This window comes from Enterococcus sp. DIV0436a (genome assembly GCF_051711605.1).
Lineage (GTDB): Bacteria > Bacillota > Bacilli > Lactobacillales > Enterococcaceae > Enterococcus_B > Enterococcus_B faecium.
Window position 1 is genome coordinate 879,695 of record NZ_JBIONA010000001.1, and the last position, 22,588, is coordinate 902,282.

Genomic DNA, 22,588 nt, shown 5'->3' on the forward strand with positions numbered 1-22,588 from the left:
TTGTTATTCTCTCATGATTATCAGGGTATATTTTTATTTATTATGTCGGTGTTCCAGGAAGTGTTTTAATTTAATAACGAAGAAATTAATTGTTTGTAGAATGAAGGAAACTATTTATTGGGTAGATGAATCACCACGAATAGTCAAAAGGAGATTTCAGGATATGCCAAAAATGAAAAAAATCATTTTAGCAGTAATGTTATTTTCTACGGTTATATCTTTTACAGCCCCTTTTTTGCGTACTTAAGCTGATTTTAAGTTTTGGCCCTTAGTCTGGATCTACGAGGTGAGAGTCAAGAATGAAAAAAATAATTGGAGCTTTTGTATTTGCAATCATTATCATTATTATCTGTTTTCAAATAGATGTTTTTGGTCAAAAAAAGATAGTTGGGCAAACGGTCAGCAGCACGAACAGTACGGTTACAAAGGCAAAGGAATCATCTGATGACACAGAACAAGAGACATTAGTCAAAATCGGAAAAAATGACCGTACACTATATACAGATGACTCGCTAACTACCCCACTTGCAACTATAAACGGCGGAGAGCTGACGGAGTTTCTTTCTGAAACAAAAAATGCTTATCAAATCAAGACAAATGATGGCTATACTGGATATTTAGCCCTCGAAGATGGAACCAAAGTCACAAAGAATATACAAACAAAACCGGAAGAGCTATCTGATGCAGTGATTGTATTAGATCCTGGGCATGGAGGAAATGATACTGGGGCATTAAGCAATGATGAACAAACAGAAGAAAAAGATATAACATTAAGTACAGCCATAAAAGTAAAAAAGGTGCTAGAGGATGCTGGAGCAACGGTTTATTTGACCCATACTACAGATGAATTAGTACAGCTTGGAGATATATGCGACTACAGTGAAGAAAAAAAGGCAGATGTCTTTATCAGTTTACACGCAGACTCTACGGAATATGCGAATGAAGCAACTGGAATCACGACATATTATTACTATGGACAAGAGGAAACATTAGCACAGACAATTGCTGACTCCTTCACTGATCTGCCTCTGGATTCAAGAGGAATCTCCACTGGGAACTATCAAGTTCTTCGAGAAAATCTTCAACCTTCTATTTTAATCGAGATGGGTTATATGAATAATGATAGTGATTTAAAGGAATTAGTAACAGACAGTTATCAGCAGCAGATTGCTGCAAGTTTGACACAAGCATTGACCACTTATTTTCAGTAATAAATAAGCCCAGCCAAACAAAAATAGCTCCTCATATTTTTCGTTTGGCCGGGCTTATTATCGCAGATGCAAGCTTTTGAACACCGTTTATTTTTTTAGTAGCTTCAAAGCTTTTTCTGTATTTGCAAAGTGAAGTTTGGCATATTTTTCAAGCATAGGCATGCCGCCTTTCTCCAATAGTTTTGCCGCTACTTGGTCAGATTTCGTTCCAGCTCCTGATGGAAGGGTGATTCCAGCTTCAGCTGATGCTTTGTGTAACTCTTCCAAAAAGCTGGCACGACTGATGATAGAAGCAGCAGCAACAGCTAAATGATATTGTTCTCCTTTAGTAACGAAGTACAGTTTTTCTTGTAATTGATTTTTTTCTAAACGCGCATATTTTTTAAAATTTGCTTCCGGCGTAAACTGATCGATCAAAATCGCTTCTGGTTTTTCTGGCTCGATTTTTTTTAGCAGCAAATGGATCGCTTGATTGTGCAAAGCGACTTTCATCCGAACGGCATTGTATTTTGGTTGGATCTCATTGTATTTTTCTGGAGATAAGACAAGCAGTTTATAGGGGATGGTTTTTTTTAAGATGTCAGCAAGCTGGATGATTTGGCTATCTTTTAACTCTTTTGAATCTCTAACACCAAGTTTACGTAATTCTGCAAGCTGATCACGTTTCACATAAGCAGCACATACTGTTAGCGGACCGAAATAGCTGCCATTTCCGACCTCATCACTACCTAAAACGGATAATTGACTGATATTTTTTGGCAAAGAAGAGGCTGTTTTTGCTGGCTTGGCTTGTTTATCCTGTGCCTCCCCCCATTTATCAGCTTCTATTGCTGCATTCGTACCTTGAAACATCACTTTTCCGGATGTATAAGCGGTAATGGTCGTCCCGTCTTTTTTTGCAGCAAAGCTAGTATAAGGAATCTGTTTATTTAACAAATAAGAGCGATAGTATGCTTTCATTTGACTAAGTTGGTCGTTTGTTGCTTTGATAATGACGTTGCTCATAAAATTCTCCTCGTTTTTATACATAAAACTATACCGCAACTCACGACTTTTCGTTTTCTAAGAGATTGCGAGACATAGCATTTTTTTAAAGTTTATCATATAATAGTTAAGTATGTGAAAAATATTTGTGGAGAACGGTGAAAGAACCAACTTCATGGTACACTAAATAAAACTTTCATCAAATAGGAGGAAATGATTCGTATGGCGCACGAAAAAACACGCTACAAAGCGGTGATTGCCAACCAAACATATACTATTATCGGACGGGAAACCAAGCATCATATGGATATCGTAACGAAGCTGATCAATGAACAGTTAGCAGAATTGAAACAATTATCACCACAAATGGATAATGAACAAGCAGCAATCTTGATGGCTGTCAATGCGCTTTCGGATCAATTGAAGAAACAAGAAAGAATCTTGGAGCTGGAAGAAGAAACAGCAGAATTAAAGAAAAAAATGATCAAATTTACAGAGCTTGAAAATCGTGTGAAACGCATTGAAGCAATCGAGAACGAAGCTCGGGAAGTATTGAAAGAAAATGGTCAAGCAGATCATACCATTAAAAATCATGTGGAAGCACAACAGATTTTAAACGAGAAACGAAAAGGACAAATTAAACAAAAATCTTCTAATTAAGATCCTTTTATCAAAATAAGAAAAATTTAAAAAAAGTTAGAAGAGAAAGGAACGTAGCATGCTGAGTTTGCTGATTTTATTTTTATTGCTAATTGCGTTTTTTTCTGGAGCACGTCGCGGGTTTGCTTTGCAAATCATATTCGCGATTGGATATGTATTGTCATTTATTGCTGCCCAGCATTTTTACAAACCATTAGCAAGTCATTTGGAATTATACATTCCATACCCAGCTGTCACGCCAACATCAAAGTTAGCATTTTTTGATCAGGTATTTGCCTTTCACCTAGATGAAGCTTTTTATGCAGGAACTGCTTTTCTGATTATTTTGCTAATTGGCTGGCTGCTTACCCGATTTGTGGGGGTTTTTGTCCATGGATTGACGTATGTGCCGATCTTGAGACAGGTAGACTGGATTGCAGGAGGCATCCTGTCACTAATCATGGCTTACGTTACTATATTTTTGATTTTGCAGTTACTTGCCTTTGTTCCATTAGATGTGGTCCAAAATCAATTCGGCGAGCATAGTTTCGCTCGCTTTATCGTTGAGAGAACGCCATTTCTTACCAACAAGATGTATGAGCTTTGGGTAACGAATATTTTGAATTAAGGAAAATAGTGCTGGAAAATATTTCGTTTTTTGTACAGAGTAGATTATTTAAGAAGGCTGCGTAGCGTATGTCCGGCACAGCTCTTTTTTCATAGTGAAAGATAAGGTGATAAAATGAATAACCGAATCCTTGAAACATTGGAATTTGAAAAAGTCAAACAGATGGTCAGACAATTTGTAGTGACTGCACAAGGAAAAGAAGAACTGGCAGAATTGGTACCAGTGAGCGAGGAACAAACGATCACAAACTGGCTTCAAGAAACTGAGGATGGATTGAAAGTGCAACGTCTGCGAGGCGGGATCCCTATACCTAAACTTGAAAATATCCGTCCCCATATGAAACGGATTGAGATCGGAGCAGACTTGAATGGAGTGGAGCTTGCACAAGTTTCCAGAGTATTGTCTACGACAAGCGAATTGAATCGTTTCATTGATGATCTTTATGACAGTGAAATCGAATTTGCACGTTTGTATATGTGGGCAGATCAGTTAGTCACGATCCCTGTTTTGAGCCGCCGTTTAAAGGAAGCAATCGATGAAGACGGACGCGTGACTGATGACGCTTCTCCTGAGTTAAAGAGCATAAGACAGAACATTCGGCGAAGTGAACAAGCTGTTCGTGAACAGTTAGATGGGATCGTCCGTGGGAAAAATGCAAAGTATTTAAGTGATGCGATCATCACCATGCGAAATGACCGCTACGTTATCCCAGTCAAACAAGAATACCGCGGTGTATTTGGCGGTGTAGTCCACGATCAAAGTGCTTCAGGACAGACTTTATTTATTGAACCAAAACAAGTGGTGGATTTGAATAATCGTTTGCGTCAATACCAAATCGCTGAACGAAATGAGATTCAACGTATTTTAAGTGAACTTTCTGCTGAACTTGTTCCCCATCGTCAAGAAATCATCCACAATGCTTATGTGATTGGTAAAATGGATCTGATGAATGCAAAAGCACGATTTGGTAAAGAAGTAAAAGCTATCGTGCCGGGAATCAGTGAAGACAATCATGTCGTCTTGAAACAAGCAAGACATCCACTGATCGATCAGGAAAAAGTAGTTTCTAATGACATCACAATCGGAAAAGACTATCAAGCCATCGTCATTACAGGACCTAACACAGGTGGGAAAACGATCACGTTGAAGACTTTAGGTCTGTTACAACTGATGGGGCAAGCAGGATTACCGATTCCTGCAGGTGAAGAAAGTCAAATCGGTATTTTTGAGGAAGTATTTGCGGATATAGGAGACGAACAGTCGATTGAGCAAAGTCTATCGACCTTTTCTTCTCATATGACGAACACTGTAGATATTTTATCAAAAGTCAATGAAAAAAGTCTGGTATTATTTGACGAGCTCGGTGCAGGAACAGATCCGCAAGAAGGTGCTGCTCTAGCAATCGCAATCTTAGATGATCTTGGTAAAAAGTCTGCTTATGTGATGGCAACAACGCATTATCCTGAATTGAAAGTTTATGGATATAATCGGGCAAATACGATTAATGCCAGCATGGAGTTTGATGTGGATACATTAAGTCCAACGTATCGTTTGCTGATTGGCGTTCCTGGACGAAGCAATGCGTTTGAAATCTCTAGCCGATTAGGTCTTGATACAGAAGTTATTGATGAAGCGAAGCAGTTGATGAATGATGAGAGCCAAGATTTAAACGAAATGATCACAGATTTAGAGAATCGCCGGAAAATGGCAGAGACCGAATATCTGGAAATGCGTCATTTTGTTTCTGAGGCACAAGAACTTCACGATGATTTGAAAGAAGCTTACAGCTATTTCTTTGAAGAACGTGAAAAAGAAATGGAAAAAGCAAAGAAAAAAGCAAATGAAGTCGTGTCAGAGGCGGAAGAAAAAGCAGAAAAAATCATTGCTGATATTCGTAAAATGCAACAGCAGATTGGGCAAGGAAATGTGAAAGAGCATCAGTTGATCGATGCAAAGACCCAATTAGCAAATCTACATCAAGAAGAAACTTTGAAGAAAAATAAAGTATTGAAGAAGGCGAAAGAACAAAAAACGTTGAAACCGGGAGACGAAGTGTTGGTTACGACTTACGGCCAAAGAGGGACGCTTTTACGTAAAAACGGGAATCAGTGGCAAGTAGAAATCGGTATATTAAAAATGAATGTGTCCGAAGACGAGCTGACGCCTGTTGCTCCTCAAAAAGAGCCGACACAACGAGTTATCCATGCTGTACGATCTGAATCTAGTAGTCACGTGCCGAATCAATTGGACCTTCGAGGAAAACGATACGAAGAAGCGCTAAGTGAGGTAGATCAATATTTGGATTCTGCCATTCTAGCTGGTTATCCTCAAGTGACTATTGTCCACGGAAAAGGAACAGGCGCACTTCGCAAGGGAATTACTGATTATCTTAAAAACCATCGGAGCGTCAAAAGCTTTGAGTTTGCACCGGCAAACCAAGGCGGAAATGGTGCGACAATTGTTAAATTTAAGTAAAGCTTACTAAAGGTAAGCAGATGGTTCGCTATCCAAGTATAGAAATGCTATACTAGTCATAGATTTTAAAAATGGAGGTCTTTGATATGTCACAAGTAATTACAGATAAGACATTTAATGAAGAAACAGATAAAGGACTTGTATTGATTGATTTTTGGGCAACTTGGTGTGGTCCATGTCGTATGCAAGCACCGATTTTGGATCAGTTGGAACAAGAATATGATGAAGAAGAATTCAGAATTGCTAAAATGGATGTGGATGAAAATCCAGAAACTCCTCAACAATTCGGTATCATGAGCATTCCAACATTAATGTTGAAAAAAGATGGTCAAGTAGTAGAAAAAGCTGTTGGTGTTCATTCAAAAGAACAACTACGTCAAATGATCGATCAATATTTATAAAAACTTACAGCAAAAATAAGCTGAGGGTGGGACTGAATCCAGTTCCGTCCTCGGTTTTTTTGCGGTTGAGTTAAGGTTATTCAAATTAATATTTTTTGAGTATAATTACGTTGTCAGGCTGGATTGTTTTTTTGACAGACATGCTATAATAACTTTAATTGAATATGAAGGGGAGTACCAGATGAACGAACGAATCAAAAACAAATTAGCTTTACTTCCTGATCAGCCCGGCTGTTACTTGATGAAAGATAAAAATGGAACGATCATTTATGTCGGCAAAGCCAAAATATTAAAAAATCGTGTCCGCTCATATTTTACTGGTAGCCATAATACGAAAACGGAACGGCTTGTTAGTGAAATCGAAGACTTTGAATACATCGTTACAGAATCGAATATCGAAGCATTGCTCTTAGAGATCAATCTGATAAAGAAAAATGATCCTAAATACAACATTATGTTAAAGGATGATAAAACCTATCCTTTCCTTAAGATAACGAATGAAAAATATCCCCGTTTGGTGATTACTCGTAAGGTACTAAAAGACAAAGCACTGTATTTTGGACCATATCCCGATGTCGGTGCGGCGAATGAGACAAAGAAGATCCTCGATCGATTATTTCCTCTGAGAAAATGCAAACCTAGTCAGACGAAGGAGCCTTGTCTTTACTATCATTTGGGACAATGCCTGTGTCCTTACTATTTCGACGTAGATCCGAAAGTCTATACGAAAATCGTTGATGAAGTGAAAAACTTTTTAAACGGAGGACACGAAAAAATCGAGTCAGAGATCCATCAGAAAATGGAAAAAGCTGCTGAAAACATGGAGTTTGAAAAAGCTGCAGAATACCGAGACCAGATCCGTGCCATTGAGACAATCATGACTCGCCAAAAAATGACAAATACTGATTTACTGGATCGAGATGTATTTGGTTATGCGATTGATAAAGGATGGATGTGTGTCCAAGTGTTTTTCGTAAGACAAGGAAAGCTAATTGAACGAGATGTTTCAATGTTTCCTTTCTATAACGAAGCAGAAGAAGATTTCTTGACTTACCTCGGTCAGTTTTATCAGGAAAATGAGCATTTCATTCCTAAAGAAGTCTTGATTCCTGATACGATCGACAAGCCCAGTGTAGAAGCTTTGTTAGCTACGAAAGTGCTGCAACCAAAACGAGGAGAAAAGAAAAAATTAGTTGAATTGGCGAGTAAGAATGCCTCAGTTGCTTTGAATGAACGGTTTGATCTGATTGCCAGAAAACAGGAACGGACGATCGGAGCAGTTGAACGTTTAGGAAACGCGATGAATATCCCGACCCCAATACGTATCGAGTCTTTTGATAACTCTAATATCATGGGGACGAATCCTGTGGCTGCGATGGTCGTATTCATTGATGGAAAACCGGCAAGAAAAGAATATCGGAAATATAAAATAAAAACAGTCAACGGACCGGATGATTATGCATCAATGAGAGAAGTCATCTATCGCAGATATTCGCGAGTGATTCGCGAAGGGTTGCCTTTACCTGATTTGATCTTGATCGATGGAGGAAAAGGACAAGTAGATGTGGCAAAAGATGTCTTAGAAAATCAATTAGGAATCGATATTCCTATTGCTGGCATGGCAAAAAACGATAAACATAAAACAAATGAGTTGCTATTCGGTACAGATTTGGCTGTAGTACCGCTTGAGCGAAATTCACCAGAGTTTTTCTTACTCCAGCGAATCCAAGATGAAGTCCATCGATTCGCAATCACTTTCCATCGGCAGCTACGCAGTAAAAACAGTTTTGCTTCCCGATTAGATGAAATTGAAGGGTTAGGACCAAAACGAAAAAAAATGCTGCTTAAAGAGTTCAAATCGTTGAAAAATATCACAGCAGCCACGACAGAAGAATTACAAGAAATCGGACTGCCGAAAAATGTCGCACAAAACGTATTTGATAAATTACATCAGGAATGAGGAAAGGGCACTTTACAAAGAAAGTAAAGTGTCCTATCATTTTATGTACAACAAAAAGAGCGTTTACGTTTTGTTGGTAAATAATAAATCGCTTACGTCTGGTGTCTAAGGATATATGTGATTTCTTGAAGAAGGAGTGAAGAAATGTTAGAAGTCAAGGATCTTGTTAAAACTTTTGGGAACTACACAGCTGTCGATCATGTCTCTTTCCAAATCCCCGATGGAAAAATCATGGGGCTAATTGGCCAAAACGGGGCTGGGAAGACAACGACTTTTCGTTTGATCTTGGATTTTTTGACACAAGACCAAGGAGAAGTGTTATGGAATGGCCATCATCTTGGGGAGAAAGATTATGATGTCATCGGTTATCTTCCGGAGGAACGGGGACTTTATCCGAAAGTAACGATTCAAGACCAACTGCTTTATTTTGCAGAACTTAGAGGGAAATCAAGAAAAGAGATTGAACCAAAAATCGACTTTTGGATGGAAAAATTTCAGGTAAAAGGGAAAAAGACGGATAAAGTAAAATCTTTGTCTAAAGGAAATCAGCAAAAAGTCCAGCTGATCGCCACGTTAATCCATGAACCTAAATTGATCATTTTGGATGAGCCATTCAGCGGGTTAGATCCGGTAAATGCTGAATTGCTAAAAGATGGAATATTGGAATTGAAAAAACATGGTTCATGTGTCATTTTTTCTAGCCACAATATGGATAATGTAGAAAAAATCTGCGATCATTTGATCATGTTGCGAAACGGAAAAATGGTTTTGAATGGAAAAGTACATGAGATTCGTGAATCATTTGGCCGTACGAAGTTATTCTTGGAATCTGGTTTAAGCCAACAGGAAGTAGAAGAAATCGAAGGCGTGAAAAAAGTGATCCTTCATGAAGACAATACGTTAGAGATTACCTTAGAAGATCCTGAAGCTGGGAAAGAAATCTTTACTCGTGCGACTCAGTTCGGCTACATTCCTATGTTTAACCAGCAACCGCCAACTTTGGAAGAGATTTTCAAATTGAAAGCAGGTGAAATCGATGCGTAAGTTTTGGATTATTACCAAAGATGTCTATTTAAAAAATGTTAAGTCGATTTCTTTCTTGATCATGATATTAGTCCCTTTTATCATGCTGGGTATCATTTATGTAGCAGGAAACTTTGCTCAACAAAATAGTGATGTCAATAAAATCGGCGTATTGGCTGATAATGAGCAAATCAGTCAGCAAATGAGCCAAGTCAAAACAGATGATTTTGAGTTCAAAGCAGTTGATTCTGAAGAAAAAGCACAAAAAGAGCTTTCGGAAGAAAAAATCGATGCGTATTTAGTAGTCTCAACTGAGAATGATAAGATAAATGGGATGCTTTATAGCGAAAATTCATTAGGACAAAGTACACAACTACTGATACAACAACAACTGACTGGCTTGCAATCGATGCTTCGAGCGAGTCAATTAGGCATTTCACCAGAAGAAGTAGCTAGCTTGAGCCAACAAGCAAGTTTGACTCGACAAAAAGTCAATTTTGATTCAAAAGGAAAAATGACAGTCGGAGAAGATAACTCGACAGTCCAATACGTCGTAAGTTATGTAGCAACGATTGTCTTGTTCATTATTATTTTGACGTATGCGCAGATCATTGCACAAGAGATCGCTTCTGAAAAAGGCACGCGGATCATGGAAGTGATCCTGTCCAGTACGACTGCACAAAAGCATTTTTACGGAAAATTAACAGGTGTTTTACTTGTTGCATTAACGCAAATGGCATTATACGGTATTATTTTTGGTATAGGATACAGTCAATTCAAAGATATGGAAATGGTCAAAAATATATTAGACGGTATCTCATTGGATAACTTGATTGGACCATTCTTGTGGTATTCTCTTCTATTCATGATCTTTGGCATTTTGATTTTTTCTGTTTTAGCAGCTTTATGTGGCTCTTTGGTCAACAAAGCAGAAGATACAGCAAAAGCAATTTTGCCAGTGACTTATCTATCTCTAGGCGGATACATGCTTGGATTGATACTAGGAGCTTCAGATCCAAACAATATCGTTATTCGGATCACTTCGTATATTCCATTCTTATCTTCATATATTATGCCGGTTCGCTTAGCAAATGAGACAGTCGGTATGGGTGGAGCATTGATTTCCTTGTTGGTACTTGTAGCCGTAACATTCTTATTGATGATCTTGTCTGCAAACATGTACAAATCGAATGTACTCGTTTATAGCGAAGGCGGATTATGGAGTTCATTGAAACAATCGATTTCAATTATGAGGAATGAACGAAAAAAAGCATAAAACAATCCTAAAATACAGAAGGAAGCTGGACATCTATTGTTCCCAGCTTCTTTTTGTATAGACCTATTTTATTTATTTTACTATATTGGATATATATTCATTGAAAATAGTGTATAACAACTTTATAATATTGAGTATACCAATTTTTGGAGGCGTTTTAATGGACCGTTATTTAGATTTACTTTCAGAAAAATTCCCCTCAACGGAGGATGTCATCACGGAAATCATCAATCTCGAAGCAATTTTGCAGCTTCCAAAAGGAACAGAGTTATTTTTGAGTGATATACATGGCGAATTTCCTGCTTTTGATCATATTCTGCGTATCGGTTCAGGAAATCTTAAAGAAAAGATCAAAGACCTTTTTTCTGAACAAATGACGGAAACGGATATCAGCCAATTCACTATTTTTACGGCTTATCCAGAATATGCATTAACGACTGATTGGTACAAAGAACAAGATAAATCGCAGCTGATCCATCATTTGATCGATCTTTTACGGTTTACGACAGTCAAATATACCCGGTCAAAAGTTCGAAAAGGATTGCCGAAAGAATATAGCTATATCATTGAGGAACTCTTGTATATCGATGACCGTATCAATGGAAAAAAAGACTATGTAAAAAAAATCATTGAACAACTTGTTTTGATGAAGGAAGAAGAAAAATTTTTAACGAAACTTGCACAGACGATCCAAAAATCTGTCATCGATCATTTGCATATCGTTGGAGATATTTTTGACCGAGGAACTCAAGCAGCCAAAGTGATGGATCGAATCATGGATTTTTCTTCTGTAGATATCCAATGGGGAAATCATGATATTTTGTGGATTGGTGCGTATTGCGGCTCTGAGGCATGTTTACTGACACTTTTACGGATTGCAGCACGCTATAATTATTTATTTGAATTAGAGAAAGAATATGGGTTGAATTTACGTCCATTGTTTTCTTTTGCTCATCAAACTTATCAGAAGAATCCAGTATTTGCGCCTAAAAACAGTAAAAATCTATCCGAAAGAGAGCAAGAAGAATTAGAAAAAATCCATCAGGCACTTTCTATCCTTCAATTCAAATCAGAACATCAGTTATTGGATCGTCGACCTGAATTTAAAATGGACGATCGTAAATTGCTGGAAAAAATCGACTATGAAGCATCAACGATTGATTTAGAAGGTCAGCTCTATGAGTTGAAAGGAACTTGTTTTCAAACGATCCAGCCAGATGATCCAAAAAAATTCTTGGAAGAGGAACAAAAAGTGATTGATAGTTTGATGTATTCATTCCAGCACTCTTTGAGAATGCAAAAACATATGACGTTTTTGATCGAAAAAGGGGGAATGTATCTCACGAACAATCAGCATGTGCTGTTTCATGGCTGTATACCTGTAGACGAGAAGGGACAGCTCTTAGCATTTGAATTAGACCAATCTTATCGCGGAAAAGAACTGCTGGGCTTTTTTGAAAAACAGATAACTGAAAGCGCAAAAGATCTGACTGCAAAAGAAGATTTAGCAACCGATTTGATTTGGTATGCGTGGAGTGGGCCATTTTCGCCTTTATTCGGCAAGAGTAAAATGGCGACTTTTGAACGTTATTTTCTCACAGAGCCTCATACGCACGTCGAGAAAAGCAATCCTTATTATCACTTGCGAGATGAAGAGTGGTTCAGTGAAAAAATTTTAGCAGAATTCGACACAAAAGAAGAAGGGTCAGCAATCATTAATGGGCACACGCCAGTAAAAGTAAAAAAAGGGGAGTCACCGATCAAAGCAAATGGAAAAGTATTTGTCATTGACGGAGGTTTATCCAAAGCTTATCAAAAAACGACAGGAATTGCCGGTTATTCACTATTATGCAATTCTTATGGTTTCCAAATCGTGACACATTATCCGTTTTTGCCTATTGAACAACAATTTGCAAAAAAATCCGACCAAACAAATGTGAAAAAAGTAATCGAACAGCAACTACCACGCAAACTCAATCGTGATACAACAAAAGGTATGGAACTGCAGCAGCAGATTACCCAGCTCAAAAGGCTGTTGGACTATCGAAAGGACGATTGAGAAGAATTCCAGTGAACATTGTTCCATAGACTGGAGACTGAGACAAAAGTCGTGTCGCAGTCTCTTTTTCCGGATAAACGGTGTTCTTCTGCCAACTCCTCGGTCACAAGTCACACTATTCAACAAACATGAAAAGCTGTTTTTTGAAATTGCTCCTTGTGACTCAGAGTTGAACGGCAGGCTCACGACCTCTTGGTATAAACGGTGTTCAAAAGCCAGTTTCTCGGTATTAAGCCAAATTTATGCAAAAATGTGAAAAGCCATTTTCACAAAATTTTTCTTAATACTCGAAACTAAACAGCTTTTTCACAACCCCCTCAGAAAGTCTATTAAAATTCATTCACAAAGAAATCGAATAAGCGCTGTTCAGATGGATGTACACGGTGGGTAAGTTCCGGATGCCATTGAACACCGAGGATTTTATGCATATCATCTTTGCTTTGAACCGCTTCAACGAGTCCATCGTTAGAAAAAGCGATGGCTTTTAATAAAGGTGAAAGATCTTTGACTGCCTGATGATGGTAAGAATTCACAAAATATGGATCGGGGAGAAGGTTGCTTAACAAACTGTCTGAAACAATCTTGACTTCGTGAGTCGTAAATTGCGGGGCAGTGGGCTGTTGTTCATGTTTTACTGACCACTTTGGATATAATGAAAGATCTTGATAAAGTGTACCTTCCAAAACGACATTCAATAGTTGGAGTCCCCGGCAGACTGCAAAAATTGGTTTTCTTTGTTTCAATGCTTCCAAGATCAGTGCCTGTTCAAATTGGTCTCGTTGAATATTTGTTTCCGTTAGCTTTGGATGAGGATCTTCCATGTAAAGTTGTGGACTGACATCTTGACCACCTGCAAGAATAAGTTTGTCGATTTGTCCAATCAGTTGAGGAGCTGAATCTGGAGACATGACTGGCAGAATAAGAGGCAATCCTTGAGCATCTAAAACTGCATCCACGAATCCTTGCGGTGTATAGCTCACTTGATTTCCTTGGAAAGTATCTGTTGCTCGAATCAGTTGATTTCCGGCAATGCCGATGATTGGTTTCATTTGTATTCCCCCTAAAGTAGACTTATTGTAACAAGGATTTAAAAAAAATTAAACTATGTAAGACTTGCCCCTATACTTATCTGTTCTTGCTGTGTTACTATCTGTAAAGAGAAATTTCGTGTGAAATTCATGACGATAGTTGAAAATATTGCTTAATTTGTTATAATAAAAAGTAAGCAGAAATAAAAAGGTTGGGCGTAAGCTTCAAGGATCTAGTTCTTCAAGGGGTGAGAAGGACATTTTATTGAAGGGGCCTGCCTATACTAAGTTATCTTTAGAGGTACATACTTTCAATGAAAAAAGAAAGCATGTACCTCTTTTTTAAATCGAAAGGAAGTGAAGCAAGTGTTAGAAGCTTTGGAACAAATCCGAAAAGCAGAAGAAGAAAATGAAAAGCGTGCTCAAACACTGCGGCAGCAGCTGAAGATCTATGCAACAGAAAAAGAGCAGGAATTGGAAACGATCCAAACAAACTATCGACAACAACTAAAACAGTTGGTGGAAGAAAAAGAACAATTTGAAATACAAGAATTAGAAAAAGAAAAAATGAAATTGAAAGCAGAAGCAGACAAGGTGCAAGCAACTTTGAAAGATCAATATCAAAAGCATCAGAGTCAAGCGATCGGTGCGATCATTGAAAGGGTGAAAGAAACTTATGGCCGTCACTAAGATGGAAAAAGTGACCCTCATTTCAGATAAAAGAAATCAGGAGAGGATTTTACAAGCAGTACAAGGAATCCAAAACGTTGAAATCCGGGATCTGTATCAAAATAGAACAAACAACCAGTGGGTGGAGAAGTATTTTCCAGATACCACGATTATTGATAAAGAAGCAAAATTAAGCGCTTTAGGTAATCGGTTGAAAGACATCCAAGAAGCTATCCAATTCATACAACACCACGGCGATAGCCGTCAAAAGAAACTCCATTTGAAACGTCAAGAACTTTCCTTACAAGATTTGGAAGCCAATTATTCCGAAGAAAATTTCATAAATAAATTGAAAGAAGTCCTTGATTTAAAAGAAAAGTGGGAACAACTAACTGAAGAACGTGATCGTTTAGAAGAAGAGGAAGAATGGCTTCTTCATTGGCAACAGCTGGATATTGCTCCAAGTATGTATGCAAGTAAGACGACCATTTTTGAGATGGGGACTGTGAGTGCAGCAAATTTTGAAAGTTTCAAGGAAGAACTGAGTAAGCTTGATGACGTTTATATGGAAGAAATAGATTATACGCCAAAACAAGTTTATCTTTCGTATGTTGCTTTAAAAAAATCAGTTGCTGTTATAGAAGAAATTGCTGGGAAATACGGGTTCAATAAAGAAACGTATCCTTATGAACAAAATCCTAAAGAAAAACTGCAAGAGACCAAGCAGCAATTATCCATTGTTCACGAGCAGCAAAAGAAGATAACGACAGCGTTAGGTCAGTGCAGTGGCTATATCCAAGAATTTGAATGGGTAGAAGAAGTCACACTTGCCGTTGCAGAACGAGAAAAAATAAAAGAACGGTTTATCCATGCGACTTATCTGATCGTTTTGCAAGGTTGGGTAGATGCAGAAGAAAAACAGAATTTGCTGCATGTGTTAAACGAAACCGTATCAGAAGAAGATATATACGTCAGTTTCGAAACACCAAACTCAGAAGAGATTCAGCAGGAAGTCCCTACTAAATTGAAAAACCATCCGCTTGTCGAACCTTTTGAATTGCTGACTGAAATGTACAGTCTGCCAAAATATGAAGAAGTAGATCCAACACCTTGGATGACACCATTTTATCTTGTCTTCTTCGGGATGATGGTCGCAGATGTTGGTTATGGTTTGCTGATGCTCATTGGGACAATACTAGCTCAAAAACTACTTGTTCTACCACGCGGGATGAAACGTTTCGTAAAATTCTTTGAGATTCTCTCGATACCATCGATCATCTGGGGATTGATCTACAGTTCATTTTTCGGACAGTCATTACCAAAAGAACTGTTTGGCATCCGCTTGCCTTTCCCAATCCTATCTACGACGGATGACGTCAATACGATTTTGATTTTATCCGTGATTTTCGGTCTGATACAGATTTTGGTTGGATTATTTGTGGCAGCAAAGGAAAATATCAGGAGAAAAGATTACTTGAGTGCTGTCAGTGATGGATTTGCCTGGCAAGGGATCCTAATTGGGATCGTTATTGCGTTGGTTGGTGCCATGTTGATAAAAAATACAGCATTTGTTTACCTTGGCGCTGGGCTATCGATCATTGCTGCCTTATGTATCTTGATCGTTCCGATTATCCAAACGCCGTCTAAAGTCAAAGGTGCTGCCAAAGGTGCGTATAATCTTTACGGACTGACCGGCTATATCGGTGATTTAGTCAGTTATACACGTTTGATGGCATTGGGTATTTCAGGCGGAAGTATTGGAGCGGCATTCAATATGCTAGTTGCTTTCATGCCGCCAGCTGCTCGATTCAGTGTAGGGATCCTTTTGATCATCGCTTTACACGCACTGAATATGTTTTTGACACTGCTAAGTGCCTATGTCCATGGCGCACGATTGCAGTATGTCGAATTTTTTGGGAAGTTTTATACAGGAGGCGGACGTGCCTTTGATCCGCTGAAAACGGCGGAAAAATACGTCAACATCAATCACAAGAAAAAAAACAATAAATAATTGGAGGATTTTTATATAATGATGGATTACTTAATTAGTCAAAATGGTGGAATGGTATTTGCGGTATTAGCGATGGCAACAGCGACGATTTTTTCAGGGATCGGCTCAGCTAAAGGTGTTGGAATGACAGGTGAGGCAGCAGCAGCATTGACAACAAGTCAACCCGAAAAATTCGGGCAGGCTCTGATTCTGCAATTGCTTCCAGGTACGCAAGGTTTGTATGGATTCGTTATTGCCTTTTTGATTTTTATCAACTTAGGAAATGACATGTCAGTTGTACAAGGACTGAACTTTCTAGGTGCTTCTCTGCCGATTGCTTTTACAGGCTTGTTTTCAGGTATTGCCCAAGGAAAAGTCGCAGCGGCAGGTATTCAAATTTTAGCGAAAAAACCTGAACATGCTACAAAAGGAATCATTTTTGCTGCGATGGTTGAAACATACGCGATTTTAGGTTTCGTTATTTCCTTCCTATTAGTGTTGAATGCCTAAGCATAAAGGAGGAAAAGCAGATGAACGCCATTGAAAAAATCATCTCTCAGATGAACGAAGCAGCAGAGCAGGAAAGAGCGGCGTTAGAACAAGAAGAGCGAATGAAGATCGATCAAAACTTTGAACAAAAACGTACGCAAGTTGAAACAGAACATCAAAAACAAAAAGAAAAACAAATCGAATTACTCGAAAAAAAATACCGTCAGCTAAGGAATCGCCAGCAAGTAGAAGTACGACAAGAAAATTTGAATGCGAAGCAGGAATTTTTAAGACGATTGTTTGCAGATGCGGTAACTGAAATGGAAAATTGGGATGAATCTGAACAAATCCAGTTTATCAAAAATGCATTGTATTCATTACCTTTGACAGGAAAAGTAGCATTCATTGCTGGAGAAAAATCAGCAGCCTATCTTTCTCAGACGTTGTTGGATGAATGGAACAATGAACTTCCCTTTATGATGGTTTTAAGTGATGAAACTGTTGCTGATCAAGCGGGTTTTCTGATAAACGATCAAGGAGTTCAGTATAATTTTCTTTTCAGCAGCCTTGTACAAGATATCCAAGGAACGATGAGTTTTGAGATTGCCAATCAATTATTCGAATAAGGAGGGATCAGTGTATGGAATACCACGAACTAAATCCCTTGATTCGCGGAAGAGAGCTTGAACTTTTGTCCAATGAGACATTTGAACGGATGATTCAAACAAATTCTGTCGAAGCACTTGGTGAAATATTGAAATCCACGATTTACAGTCCATATATTTATGACGGATATGAATATGACTTCGAACAGAATCTTTTAAAGGAGCAGAGCCGTCTATTTCGCTGGTTAAAGGAATCAGCACCGGAGCCTGAAATCGTTTGGATCTATACGATGCGTTATACTTTCCATAATCTGAAGGTTTTGACAAAAGCTGAGATGACAAATCAAAATCTGGACCATTTGTATATCGACGATGGATTTTATTCATTAGAAACCTTGAAGGATGCCATTCATACGCAAGTTTCAAATGAACTTCCTGAAAGCATTATGGACAGTATACGAGAAGTACGTGATTATTTTGAAGAGTCTACCATTCTTCAGGGAATTGACGTGATTTATGATCGACAGTTTTTGACAGAGCAGCGACGGCTTGCCGATAAGCTAGGATATCAAGAATTGCTGACAGAAGTCATTGCTTTTATTGACTTGACCAATATCACAACGATGGCTCGAGGAATATTGCAGAAAAGAACATATGGGTTCATGACGACGGTACTTTCCAGCTCGGGAAGTATCGAAAAAGAAGTATTTTTGAACTTTGTAGATAAAGATATGGAAGATTACACGAATTTTCTATTAGAGACAGATTATGCTGATTTTCTGCGCCCTGTCATCCGTGAGGGAAATATTGATCTCGTAAAGCTTGAACAGTTGAAAGATGATTATCTAAGTTCATTGTATCAAGAAGCACAAACCCAGGCTTTCGGACCACTGCCACTACTAGCCTTTTTGAACGCAAAAGAGGTAGAAAGCAAAAACCTTCGTTTACTGGTTATCGGCAAAAGAAGCCATTTCGAATCAGAAACAATCAGAAAGCGGGTGAGACAAGTCTATGACGCATAAGATCGGTGTAGTTGGCGACAAAGATTCTGTTTTGCCATTCAAATTGTTTGGCTTTGATGTTCGTTATGGTACAACCAAGCAAACCGTTCGTCAGGCAATTGAAGAAATGGCAAAGAATGAGTATGGCGTGATTTATGTCACAGAGCAATGTGCAGCATTGAGCCCAGAAACGATCGAACGTTACAAGGAACAAATGATACCTGCTATCGTATTGATTCCCAATCATCAAGGATCATTAGGGATAGGGCTGGAAGAAATTCAAAAAAACGTAGAAAAAGCAGTAGGTCAAAATATCTTATAGTATGAAAAGGAGATAGAAATTTTGCAAATTGGAAAAATCATAAAAGTCTCCGGACCTCTTGTAATGGCTGAGAACATGTCTGATGCCAGTATCCAAGACATGTGTCTAGTGGGAGATCTAGGAGTTATCGGAGAAATTATCGAGATGCGTGGCGATGTGGCGTCTATTCAAGTATATGAAGAGACTTCTGGAATTGGTCCAGGCGAACCGGTTCGCTCTACTGGTGAAGCTTTATCTGTTGAATTAGGACCAGGGATCATTTCACAAATGTTTGACGGAATCCAACGGCCATTAGATACCTTTATGGAAATCACACAAAGTAATTTCTTAGGGCGCGGAGTTCAATTGCCCGCATTGGACCATGAGAAAAAATGGTGGTTCGAACCAACAGTAGAAGCCGGAGAAACGGTGAGTGCTGGAGATGTTATCGGGATCGTAGAAGAAACAAAAGTTATAAAACATAAAATCATGGTGCCAAATGGGATAAAAGGAACGATCAAAACAATCGAAAAAGGTTCATTCACTATTGATGAAACAGTATGTGTCATTGAAACCGAAAATGGTGACAAAAATTTGACGATGCTTCAAAAATGGCCAGTAAGACGTAGTCGGCCAATCAAAGAAAAATTAAACCCGGATGCACCCATGATCACTGGACAGCGAGTGATTGATACATTCTTCCCAGTGACAAAAGGAGGAGCAGCAGCTGTACCTGGTCCTTTTGGTGCAGGGAAAACAGTCGTTCAGCATCAAATTGCAAAATGGGCCGATGTGGACATGGTTGTCTATGTGGGATGTGGCGAGCGTGGAAATGAGATGACGGATGTTTTAAATGAATTCCCTGAATTGATTGACCCTAATACAGGAGAATCGTTGATGGAACGTACGGTATTGATTGCTAATACATCAAACATGCCAGTAGCAGCTCGAGAAGCTTCTATCTATACGGGAATCACAATTGCGGAATATTTCCGTGACATGGGTTATGACGTTGCTATCATGGCAGACTCCACTTCACGATGGGCAGAAGCACTTCGTGAGATGAGCGGACGTTTGGAAGAAATGCCTGGTGATGAAGGTTATCCAGCTTATCTTGGTTCACGGCTTGCGGAATACTATGAACGATCTGGAAGAGTCATTGCATTAGGATCAGAAGGTCGCGAAGGAAGTATAACCGCAATCAGTGCTGTATCCCCGTCTGGAGGGGATATTTCGGAACCAGTCACACAAAATACATTGCGGGTCGTAAAAGTATTCTGGGGTCTTGATTCCAGTTTAGCCCAAAAAAGACATTTTCCTTCGATCGATTGGATACAAAGCTATTCTCTTTATTCAACAGAAGTAGGGAAGTATATGGATCATATCCTTCAAGCTGACTGGGCATCCATGGTCACCGAGGGCATGCGTATTTTGCAGGAAGAACAGCAGCTGAATGAAATCGTGCGTTTGGTAGGGATTGATTCCCTTTCAGATAATGACCGTCTGACATTAGAAGTGGCAAAATCCATTCGTGAAGATTATTTGCAGCAAAATGCTTTTGATGATGTCGATACATTCACTTCAAGAGAGAAACAATTCAAAATGTTGAAGATGATCTTGACCTTTGGTGAAGAAGGACGCCGTGCGTTGTCGTTAGGTGCTTATTTAAGTGAGATCATGGACGGTACCGTATCGATTCGTGAAAGGATCGGACGAAGCAAATATATCCCGGAAACAGAATTAGAAAAACTAGATCAAATTATTGGTGAAATCAAGCAAACGATGCAAACGATCGTTTCAGAAGGAGGCATGAGCAATGATTAAAGAATATCGTACGATCGGTGAAGTCGTCGGTCCATTGATGGCGGTTGAAAAAGTTGCTGGTGTCAAATATGAAGAATTAATCGAAGTCCGTATGCAAAATGGCGAGATTCGTCGTGGACAAGTATTGGAAGTCCAAGAAGATAAAGCAATGGTCCAAATATTCGAAGGAACAAGTGGTATCAATTTACGTGACTCTTCTGTACGATTTTTAGGCCATCCTTTAGAACTAGGTGTATCGGAAGACATGATCGGTCGAGTATTCGATGGTTTGGGACGACCGAAAGATAACGGACCAGAGATCCTGCCTGAAAAGCATTTGGATATTAACGGAGAAGTAATCAATCCAGTAGCTCGGGATTATCCAGATGAGTTTATCCAAACAGGTATCTCTGCAATCGATCATTTGAATACATTAGTTCGTGGGCAAAAATTACCAGTATTTTCTGGCTCTGGTCTTCCTCATAAAGAATTAGCTGCTCAGATCGCGCGACAAGCAACGGTACTCGATTCATCAGATGATTTCGCCGTAGTCTTTGCTGCTATTGGAATCACTTTTGAAGAAGCTGAATTTTTCATGGAAGATTTTCGTCAAACGGGCGCAATCGACCGTTCTGTCATGTTTATGAATTTAGCAAACGACCCTGCAATCGAACGTATCGCTACTCCTCGTATGGCTTTGACTGCTGCAGAATATCTTGCTTATGAAAAGGGAATGCATGTTTTGGTTATCATGACAGACATGACCAACTATGCAGAGGCATTGCGAGAGATTTCTGCAGCACGGCGAGAAGTTCCAGGAAGAAGAGGATATCCTGGGTATCTTTACACGAACTTAGCTACTTTATTCGAACGAGCAGGAAGAATCCGCGGACTAAAAGGATCGGTTACTCAAATTCCGATTCTAACAATGCCAGAAGACGATAAAACTCATCCAATCCCTGACTTGACTGGTTATATTACAGAAGGACAGATCATCTTGACTAGAGAGCTTTACAAGAGTGGGATTCAGCCACCAATTGATGTACTCCCGTCTCTTTCGCGGTTAAAAGATAAGGGAACTGGACCCGGAAAGACAAGAGAAGACCATGCAGCTACGATGAATCAGCTTTTTGCAGCCTATGCACAAGGAAAACAGGCAAAAGAATTAGCCGTAGTTTTAGGTGAATCTGCTTTATCTGATGTAGACAAGATCTATGCGAAGTTTGCTGAGCGGTTTGAAAAAGAATATGTCAATCAAGGATTCTACACGAACCGTTCGATTACTGAAACACTTGATCTAGGGTGGGAACTGCTATCGATGTTGCCAAGAACCGAATTAAAACGAATCAAAGACGACATGCTGGACAAATATCTGCCAGAAGGGAAGTGAGTTCTGATGGCACGATTGAATGTGAATCCGACCCGCATGGAATTGACTCGATTGAAAAAACAGTTGACAACTGCCACAAGAGGGCATAAATTATTAAAAGATAAGCAAGATGAACTGATGCGTCAATTCATCCTGTTGATTCGAAAGAACAACCAGCTGCGTCAAGAAATGGAAGAGTCTATGACAGAAGCAATGTCTGATTTTGTATTGGCAAATGCTTCGATCACGGAACCTTTCATCGAAGAATTATTTGTTTTGCCGGCGGAAAACGTTGATTTGTCTATCGTAGACAAAAATATCATGAGTGTAAAAGTACCTGTGATGAATTTTGAATATGATGAACAGCTGACAGACACACCTTTGGAATACGGGTATTTGAATTCCAGTGCCGAACTGGATCGGTCAATCGATCGGTTTACTACCCTGCTTCCAAAACTTTTGGAACTGACAGAAATCGAAAAAACTTGTCAACTGATGGCGAGTGAAATCGAAAAGACACGTCGGCGAGTCAATGCATTAGAATATATGACGATCCCTCAATTAGAAGAAACGATCTATTATATTCGTATGAAGCTGGAAGAAAACGAGCGCGCAGAAGTAACAAGGTTGATCAAAGTAAAAAATATGGGTACCACTGACTAAGTGGTATCTTTTTT

Annotated in this window: 20 protein-coding genes and 1 other annotated feature; of the genes, 18 read left to right on the forward strand and 2 right to left on the reverse strand. The window is 38.9% G+C overall.

Features of this window, described 5'->3' with window-relative positions; translation table 11 throughout:
* Window positions 1-299 precede the first annotated feature (299 nt).
* Window positions 300-1,211: an N-acetylmuramoyl-L-alanine amidase family protein gene (locus IGL15_RS04210; RefSeq protein ID WP_002300433.1), complete on the forward strand. Its 912-nt coding sequence runs from the start codon at window positions 300-302 to the stop codon at window positions 1,209-1,211.
* Between the two features lie 87 nt (window positions 1,212-1,298).
* Here IGL15_RS04210 and rnhC read toward each other — a convergent pair whose 3' ends face one another.
* A complete protein-coding gene (rnhC, locus tag IGL15_RS04215; protein ID WP_002296459.1) occupies window positions 1,299-2,216 on the reverse strand; it encodes a ribonuclease HIII in 918 nt (305 codons plus the stop codon).
* A 201-nt stretch (window positions 2,217-2,417) separates the two neighbouring features.
* On the opposite strand from rnhC, the gene zapA reads away from it, so the two are divergent.
* The 8 genes from zapA to IGL15_RS04255 all read left to right on the forward strand — a co-directional run bounded on the left by zapA (window position 2,418) and on the right by IGL15_RS04255 (window position 12,656).
* Complete coding sequence (gene zapA / locus IGL15_RS04220; protein WP_002295087.1) at window positions 2,418-2,855, forward strand: cell division protein ZapA; 438 nt, start codon at window positions 2,418-2,420, stop codon at window positions 2,853-2,855.
* 58 nt (window positions 2,856-2,913) lie between these two features.
* Window positions 2,914-3,462 carry a CvpA family protein gene (locus tag IGL15_RS04225; RefSeq protein WP_002295088.1) on the forward strand — a complete coding sequence of 183 codons (549 nt, stop codon included), beginning with the start codon at window positions 2,914-2,916 and terminating at the stop codon, window positions 3,460-3,462.
* 114 nt (window positions 3,463-3,576) lie between these two features.
* Window positions 3,577-5,937, forward strand: a complete 2,361-nt coding sequence (locus IGL15_RS04230; protein ID WP_002341640.1) for an endonuclease MutS2 — start codon at window positions 3,577-3,579, stop codon at window positions 5,935-5,937.
* An 86-nt stretch (window positions 5,938-6,023) separates the two neighbouring features.
* On the forward strand, window positions 6,024-6,338 hold the full coding sequence (gene trxA, locus IGL15_RS04235; RefSeq protein ID WP_002290803.1) for a thioredoxin: 315 nt from the start codon (window positions 6,024-6,026) through the stop codon (window positions 6,336-6,338).
* 181 nt (window positions 6,339-6,519) lie between these two features.
* Window positions 6,520-8,298: an excinuclease ABC subunit UvrC gene (gene uvrC / locus IGL15_RS04240; RefSeq protein WP_002295090.1), complete on the forward strand. Its 1,779-nt coding sequence runs from the start codon at window positions 6,520-6,522 to the stop codon at window positions 8,296-8,298.
* 144 nt (window positions 8,299-8,442) lie between these two features.
* On the forward strand, window positions 8,443-9,342 hold the full coding sequence (locus IGL15_RS04245; protein ID WP_002295091.1) for an ABC transporter ATP-binding protein: 900 nt from the start codon (window positions 8,443-8,445) through the stop codon (window positions 9,340-9,342).
* Window positions 9,335-10,597, forward strand: a complete 1,263-nt coding sequence (locus IGL15_RS04250) for an ABC transporter permease (RefSeq protein ID WP_002296456.1) — start codon at window positions 9,335-9,337, stop codon at window positions 10,595-10,597. The genes IGL15_RS04245 and IGL15_RS04250 overlap by 8 nt, the downstream gene beginning before the upstream one ends.
* 160 nt (window positions 10,598-10,757) lie before the next feature.
* Complete coding sequence (locus tag IGL15_RS04255) at window positions 10,758-12,656, forward strand: fructose-bisphosphatase class III (protein WP_002295093.1); 1,899 nt, start codon at window positions 10,758-10,760, stop codon at window positions 12,654-12,656.
* 329 nt (window positions 12,657-12,985) lie between these two features.
* Here the strand turns inward: IGL15_RS04255 and IGL15_RS04260 are convergent, their stop codons facing one another.
* The gene (locus IGL15_RS04260) at window positions 12,986-13,705 is read right to left on the reverse strand and encodes a gamma-glutamyl-gamma-aminobutyrate hydrolase family protein (protein WP_002300438.1); all 720 of its coding nucleotides are present in this window, start codon (window positions 13,703-13,705) and stop codon (window positions 12,986-12,988) included.
* 189 nt (window positions 13,706-13,894) lie between these two features.
* Window positions 13,895-13,942: a sequence feature (sodium ion sensor (DUF1646 type); this cis-regulatory element may regulate processes involved in with the transportation of sodium ions), on the forward strand.
* 99 nt (window positions 13,943-14,041) lie between these two features.
* On the opposite strand from IGL15_RS04260, the gene IGL15_RS04265 reads away from it, so the two are divergent.
* From IGL15_RS04265 to IGL15_RS04305, 9 genes are read left to right on the forward strand one after another with little or no spacing between them, the layout of a single operon-like run.
* Window positions 14,042-14,374, forward strand: a complete 333-nt coding sequence (locus IGL15_RS04265; protein WP_002349065.1) for a hypothetical protein — start codon at window positions 14,042-14,044, stop codon at window positions 14,372-14,374.
* Window positions 14,361-16,364, forward strand: coding sequence for a V-type ATP synthase subunit I (locus IGL15_RS04270; protein ID WP_002295096.1), 2,004 nt, complete (start codon window positions 14,361-14,363; stop codon window positions 16,362-16,364). Before IGL15_RS04265 ends, IGL15_RS04270 begins: the two co-directional genes overlap by 14 nt.
* A gap of 18 nt (window positions 16,365-16,382) precedes the next feature.
* Entirely contained in the window at window positions 16,383-16,853 is a 471-nt protein-coding gene (locus IGL15_RS04275) for a V-type ATP synthase subunit K (RefSeq protein ID WP_002292848.1), read from the forward strand.
* A gap of 20 nt (window positions 16,854-16,873) precedes the next feature.
* Window positions 16,874-17,458, forward strand: coding sequence for a V-type sodium ATP synthase subunit E (locus tag IGL15_RS04280; RefSeq protein ID WP_002295097.1), 585 nt, complete (start codon window positions 16,874-16,876; stop codon window positions 17,456-17,458).
* A gap of 14 nt (window positions 17,459-17,472) precedes the next feature.
* Window positions 17,473-18,459, forward strand: a complete 987-nt coding sequence (locus IGL15_RS04285) for a V-type ATPase subunit (RefSeq protein ID WP_002295099.1) — start codon at window positions 17,473-17,475, stop codon at window positions 18,457-18,459.
* Window positions 18,449-18,760: a V-type ATP synthase subunit F gene (locus IGL15_RS04290; RefSeq protein ID WP_002292844.1), complete on the forward strand. Its 312-nt coding sequence runs from the start codon at window positions 18,449-18,451 to the stop codon at window positions 18,758-18,760. Before IGL15_RS04285 ends, IGL15_RS04290 begins: the two co-directional genes overlap by 11 nt.
* A 21-nt stretch (window positions 18,761-18,781) precedes the next feature.
* On the forward strand, window positions 18,782-20,563 hold the full coding sequence (locus tag IGL15_RS04295; RefSeq protein ID WP_002295101.1) for a V-type ATP synthase subunit A: 1,782 nt from the start codon (window positions 18,782-18,784) through the stop codon (window positions 20,561-20,563).
* A complete protein-coding gene (locus IGL15_RS04300; protein WP_002292842.1) occupies window positions 20,556-21,932 on the forward strand; it encodes a V-type ATP synthase subunit B in 1,377 nt (458 codons plus the stop codon). Before IGL15_RS04295 ends, IGL15_RS04300 begins: the two co-directional genes overlap by 8 nt.
* 6 nt (window positions 21,933-21,938) lie before the next feature.
* Window positions 21,939-22,574, forward strand: coding sequence for a V-type ATP synthase subunit D (locus IGL15_RS04305; RefSeq protein ID WP_002295103.1), 636 nt, complete (start codon window positions 21,939-21,941; stop codon window positions 22,572-22,574).
* The last annotated feature ends 14 nt before the right edge of the window (window positions 22,575-22,588 follow it).

Coding starts and splice junctions, on each gene's coding strand:
- IGL15_RS04285 (WP_002295099.1), top strand. CDS start 17,473: ATGGAATACCACGAACTAAATCCCTTGATTCGCGGAAGAGAGCTTGAA.
- IGL15_RS04300 (WP_002292842.1), top strand. CDS start 20,556: ATGATTAAAGAATATCGTACGATCGGTGAAGTCGTCGGTCCATTGATG.
- IGL15_RS04290 (WP_002292844.1), top strand. CDS start 18,449: ATGACGCATAAGATCGGTGTAGTTGGCGACAAAGATTCTGTTTTGCCA.
- IGL15_RS04250 (WP_002296456.1), top strand. CDS start 9,335: ATGCGTAAGTTTTGGATTATTACCAAAGATGTCTATTTAAAAAATGTT.
- zapA (WP_002295087.1), top strand. CDS start 2,418: ATGGCGCACGAAAAAACACGCTACAAAGCGGTGATTGCCAACCAAACA.
- IGL15_RS04255 (WP_002295093.1), top strand. CDS start 10,758: ATGGACCGTTATTTAGATTTACTTTCAGAAAAATTCCCCTCAACGGAG.
- trxA (WP_002290803.1), top strand. CDS start 6,024: ATGTCACAAGTAATTACAGATAAGACATTTAATGAAGAAACAGATAAA.
- IGL15_RS04270 (WP_002295096.1), top strand. CDS start 14,361: ATGGCCGTCACTAAGATGGAAAAAGTGACCCTCATTTCAGATAAAAGA.
- uvrC (WP_002295090.1), top strand. CDS start 6,520: ATGAACGAACGAATCAAAAACAAATTAGCTTTACTTCCTGATCAGCCC.
- IGL15_RS04230 (WP_002341640.1), top strand. CDS start 3,577: ATGAATAACCGAATCCTTGAAACATTGGAATTTGAAAAAGTCAAACAG.
- rnhC (WP_002296459.1), bottom strand. CDS start 2,216: ATGAGCAACGTCATTATCAAAGCAACAAACGACCAACTTAGTCAAATG.
- IGL15_RS04245 (WP_002295091.1), top strand. CDS start 8,443: ATGTTAGAAGTCAAGGATCTTGTTAAAACTTTTGGGAACTACACAGCT.
- IGL15_RS04275 (WP_002292848.1), top strand. CDS start 16,383: ATGATGGATTACTTAATTAGTCAAAATGGTGGAATGGTATTTGCGGTA.
- IGL15_RS04260 (WP_002300438.1), bottom strand. CDS start 13,705: ATGAAACCAATCATCGGCATTGCCGGAAATCAACTGATTCGAGCAACA.
- IGL15_RS04225 (WP_002295088.1), top strand. CDS start 2,914: ATGCTGAGTTTGCTGATTTTATTTTTATTGCTAATTGCGTTTTTTTCT.
- IGL15_RS04280 (WP_002295097.1), top strand. CDS start 16,874: ATGAACGCCATTGAAAAAATCATCTCTCAGATGAACGAAGCAGCAGAG.
- IGL15_RS04305 (WP_002295103.1), top strand. CDS start 21,939: ATGGCACGATTGAATGTGAATCCGACCCGCATGGAATTGACTCGATTG.
- IGL15_RS04210 (WP_002300433.1), top strand. CDS start 300: ATGAAAAAAATAATTGGAGCTTTTGTATTTGCAATCATTATCATTATT.